General features: G+C 70.3%; 13 protein-coding genes. 7 read left to right on the top strand and 6 right to left on the bottom strand.

Annotated features, from left to right (window positions below):
- Window positions 1–415 precede the first annotated feature (415 nt).
- Window positions 416–1,597, top strand: a complete 1,182-nt coding sequence (locus tag OG285_RS24135) for an acyltransferase family protein (protein ID WP_356825830.1) — start codon at window positions 416–418, stop codon at window positions 1,595–1,597.
- 126 nt (window positions 1,598–1,723) lie between these two features.
- On the opposite strand, the gene OG285_RS24130 is transcribed toward OG285_RS24135, so the two are convergent.
- Window positions 1,724–2,887 carry a PP2C family protein-serine/threonine phosphatase gene (locus tag OG285_RS24130; RefSeq protein ID WP_356825832.1) on the bottom strand — a complete coding sequence of 388 codons (1,164 nt, stop codon included), beginning with the start codon at window positions 2,885–2,887 and terminating at the stop codon, window positions 1,724–1,726.
- A gap of 104 nt (window positions 2,888–2,991) precedes the next feature.
- Here OG285_RS24130 and OG285_RS24125 point away from each other — a divergent pair, with 104 nt between their 5' ends.
- Complete coding sequence (locus OG285_RS24125; protein ID WP_371792178.1) at window positions 2,992–4,221, top strand: GNAT family N-acetyltransferase; 1,230 nt, start codon at window positions 2,992–2,994, stop codon at window positions 4,219–4,221.
- A 56-nt stretch (window positions 4,222–4,277) separates the two neighbouring features.
- On the opposite strand, the gene OG285_RS24120 is transcribed toward OG285_RS24125, so the two are convergent.
- Complete coding sequence (locus tag OG285_RS24120; protein ID WP_356825836.1) at window positions 4,278–5,087, bottom strand: DNA-formamidopyrimidine glycosylase family protein; 810 nt, start codon at window positions 5,085–5,087, stop codon at window positions 4,278–4,280.
- A gap of 7 nt (window positions 5,088–5,094) precedes the next feature.
- A complete protein-coding gene (locus OG285_RS24115) occupies window positions 5,095–5,583 on the bottom strand; it encodes a ribose-5-phosphate isomerase (RefSeq protein ID WP_328326558.1) in 489 nt (162 codons plus the stop codon).
- A gap of 87 nt (window positions 5,584–5,670) precedes the next feature.
- Here OG285_RS24115 and OG285_RS24110 point away from each other — a divergent pair, with 87 nt between their 5' ends.
- Window positions 5,671–7,104 (top strand): amino acid permease, encoded by a 1,434-nt coding sequence (locus OG285_RS24110; RefSeq protein WP_356825838.1) that lies wholly within the window; start codon window positions 5,671–5,673, stop codon window positions 7,102–7,104.
- A gap of 93 nt (window positions 7,105–7,197) precedes the next feature.
- On the opposite strand, the gene OG285_RS24105 is transcribed toward OG285_RS24110, so the two are convergent.
- A complete protein-coding gene (locus OG285_RS24105; protein WP_371792177.1) occupies window positions 7,198–7,782 on the bottom strand; it encodes a biotin transporter BioY in 585 nt (194 codons plus the stop codon).
- A gap of 295 nt (window positions 7,783–8,077) precedes the next feature.
- Here OG285_RS24105 and OG285_RS24100 point away from each other — a divergent pair, with 295 nt between their 5' ends.
- Both OG285_RS24100 and OG285_RS24095 read left to right on the top strand, forming a co-directional pair.
- Window positions 8,078–9,442: an amino acid permease gene (locus OG285_RS24100; RefSeq protein ID WP_356825842.1), complete on the top strand. Its 1,365-nt coding sequence runs from the start codon at window positions 8,078–8,080 to the stop codon at window positions 9,440–9,442.
- A 188-nt stretch (window positions 9,443–9,630) separates the two neighbouring features.
- Window positions 9,631–10,272, top strand: a complete 642-nt coding sequence (locus OG285_RS24095; RefSeq protein ID WP_356825844.1) for a superoxide dismutase — start codon at window positions 9,631–9,633, stop codon at window positions 10,270–10,272.
- A 146-nt stretch (window positions 10,273–10,418) separates the two neighbouring features.
- On the opposite strand, the gene OG285_RS24090 is transcribed toward OG285_RS24095, so the two are convergent.
- Entirely contained in the window at window positions 10,419–11,057 is a 639-nt protein-coding gene (locus OG285_RS24090; RefSeq protein ID WP_356825846.1) for a DsbA family protein, read from the bottom strand.
- A gap of 143 nt (window positions 11,058–11,200) precedes the next feature.
- On the opposite strand from OG285_RS24090, the gene pepN reads away from it, so the two are divergent.
- Together pepN and OG285_RS24080 are read left to right on the top strand one after the other, a co-directional pair.
- The gene (pepN, locus tag OG285_RS24085) at window positions 11,201–13,795 is read left to right on the top strand and encodes an aminopeptidase N (protein ID WP_371792176.1); all 2,595 of its coding nucleotides are present in this window, start codon (window positions 11,201–11,203) and stop codon (window positions 13,793–13,795) included.
- 182 nt (window positions 13,796–13,977) lie between these two features.
- On the top strand, window positions 13,978–15,108 hold the full coding sequence (locus OG285_RS24080; RefSeq protein ID WP_371792175.1) for a hypothetical protein: 1,131 nt from the start codon (window positions 13,978–13,980) through the stop codon (window positions 15,106–15,108).
- A 44-nt stretch (window positions 15,109–15,152) separates the two neighbouring features.
- Here OG285_RS24080 and OG285_RS24075 read toward each other — a convergent pair whose 3' ends face one another.
- Entirely contained in the window at window positions 15,153–16,898 is a 1,746-nt protein-coding gene (locus OG285_RS24075; RefSeq protein ID WP_371792174.1) for a TIGR03767 family metallophosphoesterase, read from the bottom strand.
- Between the last annotated feature and the right edge of the window lie 332 nt (window positions 16,899–17,230).

The following is a 17,230-nucleotide window of genomic DNA, read 5'->3' as shown; positions in this document are numbered from 1 at the left end:
TGTGGTTGTTGCCCGGTGACGAAACGGCGCCGATCGGATCGCGCCATCCCACGCTCCCCTCACGTCCGGCTCCGGCGCCCGGCGCGCGGGCTCCACCGGGGCGCGCGACGGCAATTTCCGGACTGTCTGCCCCGCCACTCCCGGAAGTAAATCCGAATCGATCGTTTCACTGTCCACACATTTCGTTCACAGGCGATTGCGATAAGAGTGAACCACCCCCGGACCGGCCCCGGAGCAGGCCGGTAAGTCGGTCGTTATGCACCATTTAAGCGGGATGAGACACCCCATATGCATACATAAGATCAGGCTAGTAAAGGTAAGCCACGGGGGTACACGTACTGCGGATATCACAGCCACCCGACAGACCACCGAGAGGGTTTTACGGATTCCCTCACGCGACGCTAGGGTTCCTCGAATGGTTCATGCTCCACACGAATATCAGCGGGCCCCACTCCCCCTGGCGCGGGAGACGGAACCCGAACCCCCCACAGGCTCACAGGCGCCACCCAGACCTGACACAGCATCCGCACCGGCGTCCGCCCCCGGCGCCAAGAAGCAGCGCAACGCGCTCTTCGACAACGCGAAGTTCCTGGCCATCGTGCTCGTGGCCATGGCACACGCGTGGGAGCCGATCATGGACGGCAGCCGCACCACACGGGCGCTGTACATGTTCGTCTACACGTTCCACATGCCTGCATTCATCATTATCTCGGGATATTTCTCCCGCAGTTTTGACATGCGTCCCGACCGGCTGCGCCGGCTGGTGACGGGTGTCGTCGTTCCTTACGTGATCTTCGAGACCACTTACTCGCTCTACGAGAAGTGGGGCAACAACGACCCCGGTCACGAGATCAGCCTGCTCGACCCGTACTTCCTGACGTGGTTCCTGATCGCCCTCTTCATCTGGCGGGTCACCACACCGATCTGGCTCAATCTGCGCTATCCGATGACCATCTCGCTCGTCATCGCGGTCCTGGCGTCGGTCACCCCGAACATCGGCGACGACCTCGATCTGCAGCGGGTGCTCCAGTTCCTGCCGTTCTTCGTGCTGGGCCTGAAGCTCAAGCCCGAGCACTTCGAGTGGGTGCAGCGCCGCGGTGCGCGGCCGGTGGCCGTCGCGATCATGCTGGTGACGCTGGTGTTCGCCTACTGGGCGGCGCCCAGGATGACGCTCAACTGGTTCTACCGGGGCACCAGCGCCCAGCAGCTCGGCGTCGACTGGTGGGAGGGCGTCGTGATGACGCTCGGCCTCACCGTCTGCGGGCTGGTGCTGACCGCCTGCTTCCTGGCCCTCGTGCCGCGCCGCAGGACCTGGTTCACCGCGCTCGGCGCCGGCACGCTCTGCGGCTATCTGCTGCACGGTCTGCTCATCAAGACCATCGAGTACGCGGGCCTGATCGACGACTACAGCTGGCTGAAGAGCCCGCTGGGCGAGGTCTTCGCGACGCTCTTCATGGCGGCGGCCGTGACGCTGTTCTGCACGCCGCCGGTGCGGCGCGTGATGCGCTTCGCGACGGAGCCCGAGATGAAGTGGGCGTTCCGGTCCGACCCGGTCGAGAAGGCACGGGAGCGGGAGCGCGAGAAGGTCCCGGCCTAGACCCGGGTCCGGGCCCCTGAGCTGAACCAGCAGTACCGCCCGCAGTCGAGCCCCGTCCGACGGAGAAACCGTCGGACGGGGCTCGACTGCGTGACGGGGTGCCGAGATGCGGCGTACGGGCGGCGGTTACAGCACCGGCCCCGCGTCACCGTCCCGGCAGATCAGCAGCAGCGCCCTGTCGTCGTTGACGTCCTTGGCCACCGCCTCGATGAGGTGCCAGGCCGCGCCCTCGAAGGTGCTGGCGACATAGCGGTCGGCCTCGCCGGTCAGCCGGTCGATCCCCTCGCTGATGTCGCGGTCGGGCGCCTCGACCAGACCGTCGGTGAAGAGCATCAGGACGTCGCCGGGGCCGAGCGACCCCTTGGCCGCGTCGAACTGGGCGCCGTCGTAGACGCCGAGGAGCGGGCCCTCGCCCGACTTCTCCTCCCAGAGGCCGCTGCCCGCGTGCAGTTGGAGCGCCGGGAGGTGGCCCGCCGAGAGGAGTTCGTAGTCTCCCGTGTCCAGGTCGAGGACCAGATGGATCGAGGTGGCGAACCCCTCGTCCCAGTCCTGGCGCAGCAGATAGCCGTTGGCGGCCGGCAGGAAGTCGTGGGGCGGGAGTGAGCCGAGCAGGCCGCCGAAGGCGCCCGAGAGCAGCAGCGCGCGGGAGCCCGCGTCCATCCCCTTGCCCGATACGTCCGTGAGGACGACCTCCAGGGTCCGGCCGCCGCCGGTGCGGGCGGCGACCACGAAGTCGCCCGAGAAGGACTGCCCGCCGGCGGGCCGCAGCGCCATCTCGCGGTGCCAGCCCTGCGGCAGCCGGGGCAGCTTGCTCTGCACGCGGATCCGTTCGCGCAGGTCGAAGAGCATGGTTCCGCCGCGCCGCCACGGCACCCCGACCCGGCTGCGGAACTGCGCGATGAGCAGACCGAAGAGCCCGCAGGCGGCGACGGTGAGGACCGTGCCGGGGGTGACCGGCGCGGCGCCGTCGGTGTACGGACCGAGCTTGACCGACTCGACGACGAGGGCGGCGGCCGCTGCGGCGTAGAGGCCCAGCAGACTCGCCGGCCGCAGCAGCAGTCCGCCGGCCACGATGGGCAGGACCAGCGTCGAGGGCGAGCACCAGACCGGGGTGAGGATGGTCGCCCAGGCCAGCGCGGGGACGGTCAGCAGGAGGGTGGCGAGGGCGAGTCCTTCGGAGCCGTCGCCGCGGAAGTAGTCGACACCGGACCGGCGCAGCACGGTTCTGGCCCGGTGCACCGACTTCCGCATCCGGGCCAGGAACGCTTCTTCTCCGACGCGACCGGCCATTGCTCGGACCTTATCCACCCGTGCGGGTCCCGCGCAGGGGGACCCTGTGACATTGAGTTCGAAATTGACTCGCCCGGTGCGGGCCGCGCTGGTAGGGATGGCTCATGGATACAGAGCTGAAGGTACTGCGCCGCGACAACATGGACACCTGGTATGCGGGGTTGATGCGGGCCTTCGGCGGAGTCGACGAGTCACCCGAGGAGCGCGAGGTCTGGGACGACCTCACCGAGTTCGAGCGTTCGATCGGCGCCTGGGACGGGGATCAGTGCGTGGGCACCGCGGGGGCGTTCAGCTTCCGGCTCTCGGTGCCGGGTGGCGCGTACGTACCGGCGGCGGGCGTGACCATGGTCAGTGTCGCGGCCACGCACCGGCGGCGCGGGATCCTGACGTCCATGATGCGGCGGCAGTTGGACGACGTGCGGGCGCTCGGTGAGCCGCTGGCCGTACTGACCGCCTCGGAACCGGCGATCTACGGGCGGTTCGGGTACGGCATCGCCTCCCGGCAGTTGTCGGCCGAGATCGACACCTCGCGGGTGACGCTCGCGGTTCCGCCGGGGACCGACGCCGTACGGCTGCGGTACGCGCCGGTCCAGGAGGTGGCCGCGCAGTGCGAGGAGTTGTACGTGCGCTCCGTCGGTTCGCGCCCCGGGATGCCCCTGCGGACGCCGGGCTGGGAGCGGGTGCCGCTGGTCGACCCGCCGTCCGAGCGGGAGGGCGCGTCGCCGCTGCAGTGCGTGGTCGCCGAGCGGGGAGGCGAGATGGTGGGGTACGCCCGGTTCCGCACGAAGCCCGAGTCGGACGCGGCGGGCCCCAGGGGCTCCGTCCAGCTGCGGCAGATCGACGCGGTGGACCCGGCGGCGGGTGCGGCTCTGTGGCGTTTCCTGTTCGGCATCGACCTGACGTCGACGCTGCACGTCCGCAACCGGCCCATGGACGACCCCTGGCAGTATCTCGTGTCGGACATCCGCCGGTGCCGGATCCAGGTCCGTGATGTGCTTCATCTGCGGCTGGTCGATGTGGGGGCCGCGCTCGGAGCCCGCGCCTACCGGGCGCCGGTGGATGTGGTGTTCGGCGTCGAGGACGCCTTCTGCCCCTGGAACAGCGGGAATTGGCGGCTGACCGGGGACACCGGTGGCGCGTCCTGCGTACGGACCGACGACGCGGCCGATCTCGAACTGTCCGTACGCGAGCTGGGCGCCGCCTATCTGGGCGGTACGCCGCTCGCCGCACTGGCCGACGCCGGTCTGGTGCGGGAGTTGCGGCCGGGGGCACTGGCCGAGGCGTCGCTCGCCTTCGGTTCGCAGAAGGCGCCCTGGCTGCCGCACGGGTTCTGAGCGGGTGAGTGGATCGGGCCGGGCTCGCGGGGTCCGGCCCGGCCCGGACAGAACACCTAGCGCTGCTGGCAGTCCGGGCACCAGAAGAGGTTGCGGGCCGCCAGTGGTGCGGTGCGGATCTCGGCGCCGCAGAGGTGGCAGGGCATCGCGGCCCGGCGGTAGACGTACACCTCGCCGCCGTGGTCGTCGACCCGCGGCGCCCGGCCGGTCGCCTCCGGCATGTGCTCGGGGCGGACGGTGTCGATGCGGTTGTTCCGTACGCCCTCGCGCATCAGGGCCACGAGGTCGGCCCAGATCGCGTCCCACTCGGCGCGGGTCAGGTCCTTGCCCGCGCGGTACGGGTCGATGCCGTGCCGGAAGAGCACCTCGGCGCGGTAGACGTTGCCGACGCCCGCGATCACCTTCTGGTCCATGAGCAGGGCGGCCACCGTCGTACGGGAGCGGGAGATCCGGGACCAGGCGCGGTCCGGGGAGTCGCCGGGCCTGAGCGGGTCGGGACCGAGCCGGTCGTGTATCGCCTGCTTCTCACCGTCGGTGATCAGCGCGCAGGTGGTCGGGCCCCGCAGGTCGGCGTACGCCTCGTCGTTGACCAGGCGCAGCCGGACCGTGTCGGTCGGCGGCGCGGCGGGCGCGGTGCCGAAGCCGAGCTTCCCGAACAGCCCGAGGTGGATGTGGACCCAGCCGCCCGCGCCGAAGCCCAGGAAGAGATGCTTTCCGTGCGCCTCGGCGGTCTCCAGGGTGTGGCGGTCGATGAGGGCCGCGCTGCCGGAGAACTTGCCCTGCGGGCTGGAGGCACGCACAGGCCGGCCGCCGAACCTCTCGAAGTGGTCGGCGGCCAGTCGGTGGATCGTGTGACCCTCGGGCACGGGGCGGTTAGTCCTTCTGCGGGTGGTGGGCGGGGACCGGGGGCAGGTCGCCGGTCGCCTCGTACGCGGTGAGCATGTCGATCCGGCGCTGGTGGCGCTCCTCGCCGGAGTACGGGGTGTTGAGGAAGATCTCCACGAACTTCACCGCCTCCTCCTGCGTGTGCATCCGGCCGCCGACCGAGATGACGTTGGCGTCGTTGTGCTCCCGGCCGAGCGCCGCGGTCTGCTCGCTCCAGGCGAGCACCGCCCGTACGCCCTTGACCTTGTTGGCCGCGATCTGCTCGCCGTTGCCGGAGCCGCCGATGACGACGCCCAGGCTGTCGGGGTCCGCGGCCGTCTTCACGGCGGCCCGGAGGCAGAACGGCGGGTAGTCGTCCACGGCGTCGTAGATGTGGGGACCGCAGTCCACGGGCTCGTGGCCGTGGGCGGTGAGCCACTCGACGAGGTGGTTCTTGAGTTCATAACCGGCATGATCGGAACCGAGGTACACGCGCATGCTTCGAGTGTGGCACGCCGGGTAGGTGGGACGCCTGGTCGGGGCACGTATTGCGTGACCCGTTCGCGACAATTAAGGACAGAGAGCATGAGTGCTGCACCTCCTTCGCGGGTCGCTGACAGGTCGCCCGGCGGGGATTCGCCTGATGGACTTCAGGCCGGTCTGAGGAACCGCCATCTCTCGATGATCGCCATCGGTGGTGTGATCGGCGCGGGGCTGTTCGTGGGCTCCGGAGCCGGGATCAACGCCGCGGGCCCCGGCATTCTGCTCTCCTACGCGCTGACCGGACTGCTCGTCGTCCTGGTGATGCGGATGCTGGGCGAGATGGCCGCGGCGGATCCGGTCTCCGGTTCCTTCTCCACCTATGCCGACCGGGCGCTCGGCCGGTGGGCCGGGTTCACCATCGGCTGGCTCTACTGGTTCTTCTGGGCCGTGGTCCTCGCCGTGGAGGCGACCGCGGCCGCGTCGATCCTCACCGGGTGGGTGCCCGCGATACCGCAGTGGGCCTGGGCGCTCCTGGTGATGCTGGTGCTGACCGGCACCAACCTGATCTCGGTCGGCTCGTTCGGTGAATTCGAATTCTGGTTCGCCGGGATCAAGGTCGTCTCGATCATTGCCTTCATCGTGATCGGGCTGCTCGCCGTCTTCGGCCTGCCGCCGGGCGACGACCCGGCCGGGATGAGCAATCTGACCGGACACGGCGGGTTCCTGCCGAACGGGCCCGGCGCGATCCTCTCCGGGATGCTGCTGGTCGTCTTCTCCTTCATGGGCTCGGAGATCGTGACGCTGGCCGCCGCCGAGTCGCCCAACCCGGTGCAGGCCGTCCGCAAGGCGGTCAACAGCGTGATCTGGCGGATCGCGCTCTTCTACATCGGCTCGATCTTCGTCATCGTCACGCTGCTGCCGTGGGACTCCAAGGCGGTCACGGCCAGTCCGTACGTGGCCGTGCTCGACTCGCTGGACATCCCCGGCGCCGGCACGATCATGGACGTCGTGGTGCTGACCGCGGTGCTCTCCTGTCTCAACTCCGGTCTGTACACGGCTTCCAGGATGGCCTTCTCGCTCGGTCAGCGCGGTGACGCCCCGAAGGCGTTCGCCACGGTCAACCGGGGTGGCGTGCCCGCCGTCGCGATCTGGGCGTCCGTCGCGTTCGGTTTCGTCGCGGTCTTCTTCAACTACATCGCGCAGGACACCGTCTTCCAGTTCCTGCTGAACTCGTCGGGCGCGGTGGCGCTCTTCGTGTGGCTGGTCATCTGCTTCTCGCAGCTGCGGATGCGCCGCAGGATCGAGCGGGAGAACCCGGAGCTGCTGACCGTACGGATGTGGCTGTACCCGTATCTGACCTGGGCGACGATCGGCCTGATCCTCTTCGTGGTCGGCTACATGCTGTACGACACGGAGGGCCGCAAGCAGATGCTGCTCTCGGTGCTGGCGGCCGCGGTGGTGCTGGTGGTCGCGGTGGTGCGGGACCGGCGGCGGAAGGCCGTCGCGCCGGTGGGGCCGGCCGGGTCCACCGGCTGATCCGCACTCCGCTGAACTCGTGCATGCGGGAGGGGCCGCACCCGGCGATCCGGGTGCGGCCCCTCCCGCATGTGTGTCCGTCGGTCGCGCGGGTCAGCCGCGGCGGCCCGCCAGCTTCCAGGCGCTCGGCAGCGCGCCCATCGCGAGGGCGGCCTTCAGCGCGTCGCCGATGAGGAACGGGACAAGACCGGCGGCGATGGCCGCCGAGGCCGAGAGGCCGGTGGCCAGTGCCAGGTACGGGACGCCGACCGCGTAGATGATCGCCGAGCCGAGCACCATGGTGCCCGCGGTGCGCAGCACGGACCGGTCGCCGCCGCGCCGGGCCAGCGCGCCGACCACGGCCGATGCGAGCAGCATGCCCAGGACATAGCCGAACGTGGCGCCGCCGGGGCCCGAGGTGCCGTTCGCGAACCACGGCATACCCACCATGCCCACCAGCGCGTACACCGCGAGGGAGAGGAAGCCGCGGCGCGCTCCGAGCGAGGCGCCCACGAGGAGCGCGGCGAAGGTCTGTCCGGTGACCGGGACCGGGGAGCCGGGGATCGGCACGGCGATCTGCGCCGCTACGCCGGTGATCGCGGCGCCGCCGAGCACGAGCGCGATGTCGCGGACACGGGTGGCCGGCAGCAGGTCGGCGAGAACCGCTCCGGGGCGGGTGGTGGCGGCAGCAGTACTCATCGGGTCTCCGCGGGTGAGGGCAGGTGGGAACAGGCTGACGTTAGCGCGGCGACGCGGGCCGGAACACCAGCAGCGGCCCACAAAGCGTGGGTTGGGGCTTTGGTTGGTTTCATACAAAGCGCGTGGTTCAACCGCCTTCGTGCGTGATGCTCGTCACTGGAGGTCCTGGCAGCTGCATCTCCGTTGCGGAACGGACGGCCACTTGGAGACACTGTGGGATCTCACCAAAACGTCCAGCAAAAACATCCAGCCACAACCGTCCGGCCCCATCATCCCGAGCATCGTGAGCGTTGACATGTCCGAACCACTTCCGGCGGAGCCTCTCTCCGCCGGGCTGAAGCAGCGCCATCTGACCATGCTCGGCCTGGGCGGGGTGATCGGCGCCGGGCTCTTCGTGGGTTCGGGCGCGGGCATCGCGGCCGCGGGCCCCGGCATCGTCGTCTCCTATCTGATCGCGGGCACGCTCGCGATGCTGGTGATGCGGATGCTCGGCGAGATGTCGTCGGCACTGCCCGCGTCCGGTTCGTTCTCGGTGTACGCGGAGCGGGCACTGGGACGCTGGGCGGGATTCACGGCGGGGTGGCTGTACTGGTTCCTGCTGGTGGTCGTCCTCGCGGTGGAGGCGACGGCCGCGGCCCAGATCGCCAACGGCTGGGTGCCCGGCGTCCCGCAGTGGGCCTGGGTACTGGTCTTCATGGTGGTCTTCACCGTCACCAACCTCGCGGCCGTACGGAACTTCGGCGAGTTCGAGTTCTGGTTCGCGGCGCTGAAGGTCGGCGCCATCGTCCTCTTCCTGGTGCTCGGGCTGCTGGCGGTCTTCGGTGTGCTCCCGGACACCGACCCCGTCGGGCTGACCAACCTCACCGGGCAGGGCGGCTTCCTGCCGCACGGCTGGCACGGCGTCTTCTCCGGGGTACTCGCGGTCGTCTTCGCCTTCGGCGGTCTGGAGGTCGTGACGATCGCCGCGGCCGAGACCAAGGATCCGGTGCACGCGGTCGGCCGGGCGGTGCGCAGCGCGGTGTTCCGGATCCTCTTCTTCTTCGTGGGGTCGATGCTGGTCATCGTGACAGTGCTGCCCTGGAGCGCCCAGAAGGCGGGGCTGTCCCCGTATGTGACGGTGCTCGACTCGATCGGCGTGCCGTCCGCGGGCACCATCATGAACATCGTCGTCTTCGTGGCGATGCTCTCCGCGCTGAACGCCAATCTGTACGGCTCGTCGCGGATGATCTTCTCGCTGGCCGAGCGCGGCGAGGCGCCGCGCGGGCTGCTCAAGGTCACCCGCAGTGTGCCGCGCCGGGCGGTCCTCGCCTCGGTCGCCTTCGGGTTCATATCGGTCCTGCTGAATCTGGAATGGCCGGACTCGGTCTTCCTCTACATGCTCAACGCGGTGGGCGCGGTCCTGCTGTTCGTGTGGGCGCTGATCACCGCCTCCCAGCTGAGGCTGCGCCGCAGGATCGAGCGGGACACCCCGGAGCTGCTCCAGCTGAGGATGTGGGGCTTCCCGTGGCTGAGCTGGGCCACGCTGATCGGTCTGGCCGCCGTTTTCATCCTGATGCTGACCGATGCCACGGCCCGCCCGCAGCTGCTGTGGTCGCTGGGCGCGACGGCCGTGGTGCTGGTGGTCGCGGGCGTACGGGAGTTGAGCGCGCGACGCGGTTAGTTCCTGCGGGATCCAGAGGTGACGGAAGGGCGGGCGCCCGCAGAGGGCGCCCGCCCTTCCGGCTGTGTGCGCCCGGCGTCCCGGCCTCCGCGGGACGTAAGGGCAGGGCCTCCCGCGCTCAGGACGCACCTGCTGCTAGCCTGCATTTGCACATTGGTTGCAATAAGCAGTCGGAGGGCTCGGACGACATGGCGACTTACACACTTCCTGAACTTCCGTACGACTACGCGGCGCTGGAACCGGTGATCAATCCCCAGATCATCGAGCTGCACCACGACAAGCACCATGCGGCGTATGTGAAGGGCGCGAACGACACGCTGGAGCAGCTGGCGGAGGCGCGCGACAAGGACCAGTGGGGCGCGGTGAACGGGCTGGAGAAGAACCTCGCGTTCCATCTCTCCGGCCACATCCTGCACAGCATCTACTGGCACAACATGACCGGTGACGGCGGCGGCGAGCCCCTCGACAAGGACGGCGTCGGCGACCTCGCCGGCGCGATCGCCGAGTCGTTCGGCTCCTTCGCCAAGTTCAAGGCCCAGCTGACCAAGGCCGCCGCGACCACCCAGGGTTCCGGCTGGGGTGTCCTCGCGTACGAGCCGGTCAGCGGACGGCTCATCGTCGAGCAGATCTACGACCACCAGGGCAACGTCGGCCAGGGTTCGGTGCCGGTGCTGGTCTTCGACGCCTGGGAGCACGCCTTCTATCTCCAGTACAAGAACCAGAAGGTGGACTTCATCGAGGCGATGTGGAAGGTCGTCAACTGGCAGGACGTGGCGAAGCGTTACGCCGCGGCCAAGGAGCGCGCCGACGTGCTGCTGCTCGCGCCGTGACGGCGCGGAGCGCAACCGCCTGACGGCGGCACCCGTGACGTCCTGCTCGTGATCGTCTTCTCAACCTTCACCTGCAGGCGGAAAAAAGCAGCCGGCCACCGCGAGGACATGACTCGCGGAGGCCGGCTGTCGTCGTCGGCCGGGGTTCAGTCGAAGATCGGCCCCTGCGTACGGGTCCGCTTGATCTCGTAGAAGCCGGGGACCGAGGCGACCATCAGCGTGCCGTCCCAGAGCTTCGCCGCCTCGTCGCCCTTGGGTGCCGGGGTGACCACCGGGCCGAAGAAGGCGACCTGCTCGCCGTCGGCGCCGGTGACCGCGATGACCGGGGTGCCGACCTCCTGGCCGACCCTGTCGATGCCGTCCCGGTGGGAGGCGCGCAGCTCCGCCTCGTAGTCGAACGGGCTCTGGTCGGCGTAGTCGAGCAGCTCGGCGGGCAGGCCCACCTCGTCCAGCGCGGCCGCGATGGCCTCACGGGTCGGGCCCTGGCCCTCGTTGTGGAAACGGGTGCCGAGCGCGGTGTACAGCTTGCCGACGATCTCGTCGCCGTGCTTCTGCTGGGCGGCGACGACGACCCGCACCGGTGCCCAGGCCTTGACGGCGAGCATCTCGCGGTATTCCTCGGGCAGCTCGTCGACACGGTCCTCGTTCAGGACGGCGAGGCTCATCACGTGCCAGCGGACCTCGACCTCCCGGACCTTCTCGACCTCCAGCATCCAGCGGGACGTCATCCACGCCCAGGGGCAAAGCGGGTCGAACCAGAAGTCGACGGGGGTCTTCTCGGGCATGTCTCTCCTCGGGAGGCGCACTTCTCAACTGCGGCAACTCTTCTGGTGCAACGCCCGGGGGCGGGCCCGCCATTCCCGGATACCGCCCCCGAGCAGCGCGTGGGAGGATTCGGACAACGGATCGTATACACGAAGGAGTGCCCGTGCCCGGTGAGAATCTGTCCCGCGACGAAGCCCGGAGGCGGGCCGAGCTCCTCTCCGTCGACGGGTACGCGGTCGCCCTCGATCTGCGCTCGGCGCTCGGTGACGTCCCGGACGGCGAGCCGCGCACGTTCCGCTCGGTGACGACGGTGCGGTTCCGTTCGGCCGAGACGGGCGTCTCCACCTTCGCCGATCTGATCGCTCCGTCGGTGACGTCGGTGAAGCTGAACGGGCGCGAGCTGGACCCGGCCGTCGTCTTCGACGGGTCCCGGATCGCGCTCGACGGGCTCGCCGCCGAGAACGTCCTGGTCGTGGACGCGCAGTGCGCGTACAGCAGGACCGGCGAGGGCATGCACCGCTTCGTCGACCCGGAGGACGGCGAGGTCTACCTGTACACGCAGTACGAGCCCGCCGACTCGCGCCGGGTCTTCACGAACTTCGAACAGCCCGACCTGAAGGCGCCGTACGAGTTCGAGGTGACGGCGCCCGACGGCTGGACGGTGTGGAGCAACGGCGTCGGCGAGCACACCGACGGGGTGTGGAGCTTCGCGGAGACCAAGCCGATCTCCACGTACATCACCGCGGTCGTCGCCGGCCCGTACCACCACGTGACCGATGTCTACCGCCGGACCCTGGACGACGGGGCCGAGCTGGAGATCCCGCTCGGCGCTCTCTGCCGCAAGGGTCTTGCCCGGCACTTCGACGCCGATGACATCTTCCTGGTCACCAAGCAGGGGCTGGACTTCTTCCACGACCACTTCGACTTCCCGTACCCCTTCGGCAAGTACGACCAGGCCTTCGTGCCCGAGTACAACCTCGGCGCGATGGAGAACCCCGGTCTGGTGACGTTCCGCGAGGAGTACATCTACCGGGGCAAGGTGACGCGCGCGGCATACGAGCGCCGGGCCAACGTCATCCTGCACGAGATGGCCCACATGTGGTTCGGCGATCTCGTCACCATGGTCTGGTGGGACGACCTGTGGCTGAAGGAGTCCTTCGCGGACTTCATGGGCACCTTCTCGATGGTCAACGCCACCCGCTTCACCGACGGCTGGATCACCTTCGCCAACAACCGCAAGGCCTGGGCGTACCGCGCCGACCAGCTGCCGTCCACCCACCCGGTCACGGCCGACATCCGTGACCTGGAGGACGCCAAGCTGAACTTCGACGGGATCACCTACGCCAAGGGCGCCTCGGTGCTCAAGCAGCTGGTCGCCTACGTCGGTCAGGAGGCCTTCCTGGAGGGCGCCCGCCGCTACTTCAAGCGGAACGCGTACGGGAACACCCGGCTCGGCGATCTGCTGTCCGTGCTGGAGGAGACCAGTGGCCGGGACATGGTGTCCTGGTCGCGCTCCTGGCTCCAGACGGCCGGGGTCAACTCGCTGACGCCCGCCGTCGTCCACGACGCGGAGGGCCGTGTCACGGAGCTGGCCGTGATGCAGGACGCGGCCGACTCGCACCCCGAGCTGCGCCCGCACCGGGTGGCCGTCGGGCTGTACCGGGTCGAGGACGGGGCGCTGGTGCGGTACGCGCGCGCCGAGGCGGACGTGTCGGGGCCGCGTACGGTCGTGGCCGAACTGGCCGGTGCCGAACGGCCCGACCTGGTGCTGGTCAACGACGACGACCTCACGTACTGCAAGATCCGCTTCGACGAGGGTTCGCTGGACACGCTCCGCGAGCACCTCGGGGACATCACCGATCCGCTCGCACGGGCGCTCTGCTGGTCGGCACTGTGGAACCTGACCCGGGACGCGCTGATGCCGGCCCGGGACTTCATCGCGCTGGTCCTGCGGTTCGCGGGCCGCGAGTCGGACATCGGCGTGCTCCAGATGCTGCACGCCTGGACGCTGAGCGCGCTGCTGCACTACGCGGCGCCCGAGTGGCGCGAGGAGGGCGGGCGGCTGCTCGCCGAGGGTGCGCTGCGCGAGCTGCGGCTGGCCGAGCCCGGCAGCGAGGCCCAGCTGACCTGGGCGCGGTTCTTCGCGTCCACCGCGACGACGGACACCGATTTCCAGCTGATCCAGGGACTGCTCGACGGCTCGGCGAAGGTCGACGGGCTCGATGTGGACCAGGAGCTTCGCTGGGAGCTGCTGGCCCCGCTGGCCTCGCACGGCATCGCCGACGAGCAGGGCATCGCGGCGGAGCTGGCCCGCGACGACACGGCGTCCGGCAAGCGGCACGAGGTGCGCGCGCTGGCCTCGCGCCCCTCGGCCGAGGTCAAGGCGGAGGCCTGGGCGGCGCTCGTGGAGTCCGACACGCTCTCCAACGCGCTGGTGGAGGCGGTGATCGGCGGGTTCGGACAGGCGTCGCAGCGCGAGCTGACCGCCCCGTACGCACCGAAGTACTTCGAGGTCATCGAGCGCATCTGGTCCGAGCGTTCGATCCAGATCGGGATCCTCGTCGTGAAGGGCCTCTTCCCCGGACTGCAGGACAACCGGTCGACGCTCACGGCGACGGACGCCTGGCTGGACGGGCACCGGGACGCGCCGCCCGCACTGCGCCGGCTCGTCCTGGAGGCGCGGGACGACCTGGCGCGTGCGCTGCGCGGCCAGGAATGCGATGCCGGGGCGGGATCCGCAGCGGGGCGAGCCGTCTGAGAACCGGCCTCGCGGTCTGACAAGCAGCCTGCTGCTCCCTCAGCGGGCCGCCGCCCTGGGCCATCCGGGCGACGGCCCGCTCGGCCAACGAACGCGCTTACTTTAGGACGGTGTTGTCCGGTTTTGCCGACAGTTGTGTAACAGGGGTTAGCGGGCGGCGGGAGCGTGGGCATCTCCGGTGCATGAACCGCGATACCTCCCTCTGCGGGGAGACCTCGTCCCCGCTCTCCCCCCGTTCCCTCTGTCACTCCGCCGGTGTCCACGGCCGGGTGCTCTCGGCGCCGCAGCTGCGCGAGCAGGGGGTGACGGCGGCCCGTGCGACCGCCCAGTGCCGGCCCGGAGGCCCCTGGCAGCAGCTGCTGCCAGGGGTCTTCGTACTGCACGCGGCCCCGCCGACCAGCGAGGAACGGCTGCACGCCGCACTGCTGTACGCCGGGCGCCCACCGGCGGACAGGTCCGGGAAGGTGCCGTCCCAGCCGCGCCAGGGCATGGTGCAGGACAGTGCGCCGAACCGCTACGGCAACACGATGGTCACCGGTCTCGCGGCACTCTCGCTGCACCGCTTCTCGGCCGCTCCCCCGCTGATCTCCGTCGACCGGATCGACGTGCTGGTACCGCGCACCCGCCGCCTCCGCTCCACGGGCTGCGCCCGGATCGTCCGCGCGCACACCCTGCCGGGGGCCCAGCTGATCGCCGGGGTGCCGGTGGCGCCGGTGGAGCGGGCCCTGGCCGACGCGGTCGCGGAGCTCGCGGACCCGGACGCGGTGCGCCGCCTCCTCACCGAGGCCGTGCGCGGTGGACACTGCGAACCGGCCTCCCTGGTCAGGGAACTGACCCTCGCCCGGCTGCTCTCGCGCGAGCAGGTTTCGGACGCGGTGGACTCGCTGCTCGCTGAGGGGCGTTCGCTCGCCGAGGACCGGCTGTACGGCCTGGTGCGCGACCACGGGCTGCCCGTCCCGCTGTGGAACGTGGAACTGCGGCTTCCCGGCGGCCCCTCACTGGGCGGTGTGGACGTCTACTGGCCCGACGAGGCGGTGGCGGTGGAGCTCGACACCCGGGCGGCGCCCCGCGGGCGTTCCGGTCAGGGGGCCGGGTGTGCGGCCGGTGGTGCGGCCGGCCCGGCGGAGGACGTGCTCGATTCGCCGTACGCCCGCAAGCGCGACCATCTGGAGCGGCTCGGCATCACGGTCGTCCATCTGACGCCGGCCAAGCTCCGCGACGCACCGGCGCAGCAGGCGACGGTGGTACGCACCGCCCTGATGGCCGCCGAGGACCGCGCGCCCGCTGCCCGTGTGGTGATCCTGCCCCGCTGACCCGGGGGCCCGGCTGCCGGGCGTGGCTGTCGGGCGGGCGTCGATCAGCGCTTCTTGAGGACGAGTTCGGTGTTCCGGTCGCCCGCCGTACCCGAGAGGTCCGTACGGGCGCCGGGGGCGTTGAAGGACAGCTCCCGGTAGAGCGCGGCCAGGCCGGTCTGGGAGAGGTCGGTGAAGTCCGTTCGGTACGGGGCCGCCGACTCGACCAGGGTGGTGAAGAGCGAGAGCGTGCCGTCCTTGTTGTCGACCAGCTCGAAGACCCGGGCGAGCTGCGGGAAGTCGATGTGCGACGCGGTGGTGACCTCCCAGAAGGAGCCGTGCGGCTGGATCTTGTTGCGGTGGCTGTGGCCGTTGATCCAGGCGACCGCGTTGCGGTGCTTCCCCAGCAGCGCGACGATCTCGGCGCCGGAGTGGTTCCGCTCACCGGGGCGGGCCGGGTCGGGGTGGGTGTTGGTGATGGTCCAGCTGTTGTGGTGGCTGAAGACCAGGACGTGTTCGCCCGCATGGGCCTTGAGCGTCCGCTCCAGCCAGTTCAGCTGCGCGGTGCCGACCGTGCCCGTGAAGTGGCCGCCCCGGCCGGTGGTGTCGAGGCTGATCCCGAGGACGCCGGGGGCGACCCGGAAGCTGTAGTAGAGCGTGTCGCTGTCGAGGTTGGACCGGGTGTAGCCGTGCCCCACCGGACCGGCGCCCGCGTGCGCGGGGTCGAGGTGGGCGGTGAGGTACTCACGCGGGGTGAAGGGAGCGCGGGCCGGGTCCGGGGTGATGTGGCGCAGGTCCTTGGCGTGCCTGCGGACCAGGGCGGCGAAGTGGCTGCCGTCGAAGTCCCCGTTCTTCTGGTCCGTGGCCAGCTGGGCCCGCGCCTCGGCGGCCGGGATCTCGTACAGCTTCCGCCCGCCGGCCGCGAAGTCGGCCAGGAAGTGGCCGCGGGCCGCCATGGATCCGCCGGTGAGCGAGTCGTGGTTGCCGACGGTCGAGTACCAGGGCAGGCGCAGCCCCGGGCTGTTCACCGAGCGCACGGCCGCCGCGAGGAAGCCCTCGATGCGCGGGAAGCCGCGCTGCTTGTCCGTGTCGCGCAGGGTCGAGTCCGGGTGCCAGAAGTGCGTGATGCCGGAGTCCTGGACCCCCTCGTAGCGGTGCGGGTCACCGGTGTTGGGGGTGATGCGTCCGCCGCTCATCACCGTGAGGAACCAGCCGAGTTCGGCGTGGGAGTTGTTGTCGGTGTTGTCCCCGGTGGTCATCACGAAGGAGAGCGGCGCTCCGGTGGCGGGGCCCGCGCGCAGGGCGTTGACCCGCTCCACCAGCGAGACCGCGCCGGGCACCGTGAGCGCTTCCTGCGGGCGCCAGGACGCGGTGTCGGCGGGGCGCAGGAATTCGCCGCGCACCGGGTGCTGGACGTCGGTGAGGTGCAGGTCGGTGAGCTGGACGAAGGCGGCGAGCGTGCTGCGCCGGGCGGCGCGGCCCGCGCCCGGGGTGGCGAGCCGGTCCCGTACGACCCGGTCCCAGCCGGGCCCGTCGCCCAGCCGCCGGTAGCCGCTGCCCGGGTGGCCGGTGCGGGGGGCCGCCGAGGCGAGCAGGGTGGTACCGGCCGGTGACGGCCCGGGGGGTGCGGTGGGCGCGGAGCGGAGTGCGGCGGGCACGGCGGCCCCGGGCGTGGCGGGAGCGGGGGCGGCGGAGGCGCCGCCGCCGGTGCCGATGGCCGTGCCGACGCCGGCCGCGACGGCTGCGGCCCCGGCGGCGGCGAGAAAAGCACGGCGGTCGAGTGCGCGGGCGGCGGAACGCATACGTGACATGGCTCGGTCTCCCCGATTGCGGACGCGTCTGCATGGGTGGCGGGGCTGGTTCTCCCCGCTCCTCTGGATGGTTGGCAGCGGGCATGACCTGTGCGTGAACGAGGCCGCAACAGGCAACACCGATCACCGCACAGGGATCACCCGCGGGCGCCGCCGTCGCCGGGAAGTGGGCGCGTCCGGGCAGTACGGAGTTGATCGGTTTCGGCCCGCTATGGCCGTGGTGGCGTATGGCGGAAGGCCGCCAAGGAGTGGCCCTCCGACAAGCAACTCTCCCCAAGAGAGGGTCATTTAGGTAAAGATCCGGTCATCAAGCTCCGGATTCCGGATCTTTT

This window comes from Streptomyces sp. NBC_01471 (assembly GCF_041438865.1).
Classification (GTDB): domain Bacteria; phylum Actinomycetota; class Actinomycetes; order Streptomycetales; family Streptomycetaceae; genus Streptomyces.
This window is presented reverse-complemented; position numbering and strand designations above follow the sequence as displayed.

Excerpts from the sequence above, each read along its gene's own strand:
- OG285_RS24135 (WP_356825830.1), top strand. The coding sequence starts at position 416 with ATGGTTCATGCTCCACACGAATATCAGCGGGCCCCACTCCCCCTGGCG.
- OG285_RS24130 (WP_356825832.1), bottom strand. The coding sequence starts at position 2,887 with ATGGCCGGTCGCGTCGGAGAAGAAGCGTTCCTGGCCCGGATGCGGAAG.
- OG285_RS24125 (WP_371792178.1), top strand. The coding sequence starts at position 2,992 with ATGGATACAGAGCTGAAGGTACTGCGCCGCGACAACATGGACACCTGG.
- OG285_RS24115 (WP_328326558.1), bottom strand. The coding sequence starts at position 5,583 with ATGCGCGTGTACCTCGGTTCCGATCATGCCGGTTATGAACTCAAGAAC.
- OG285_RS24110 (WP_356825838.1), top strand. The coding sequence starts at position 5,671 with ATGAGTGCTGCACCTCCTTCGCGGGTCGCTGACAGGTCGCCCGGCGGG.
- OG285_RS24105 (WP_371792177.1), bottom strand. The coding sequence starts at position 7,782 with ATGAGTACTGCTGCCGCCACCACCCGCCCCGGAGCGGTTCTCGCCGAC.
- OG285_RS24100 (WP_356825842.1), top strand. The coding sequence starts at position 8,078 with ATGTCCGAACCACTTCCGGCGGAGCCTCTCTCCGCCGGGCTGAAGCAG.
- OG285_RS24095 (WP_356825844.1), top strand. The coding sequence starts at position 9,631 with ATGGCGACTTACACACTTCCTGAACTTCCGTACGACTACGCGGCGCTG.
- OG285_RS24090 (WP_356825846.1), bottom strand. The coding sequence starts at position 11,057 with ATGCCCGAGAAGACCCCCGTCGACTTCTGGTTCGACCCGCTTTGCCCC.
- OG285_RS24080 (WP_371792175.1), top strand. The coding sequence starts at position 13,978 with ATGAACCGCGATACCTCCCTCTGCGGGGAGACCTCGTCCCCGCTCTCC.
- OG285_RS24075 (WP_371792174.1), bottom strand. The coding sequence starts at position 16,898 with ATGTCACGTATGCGTTCCGCCGCCCGCGCACTCGACCGCCGTGCTTTT.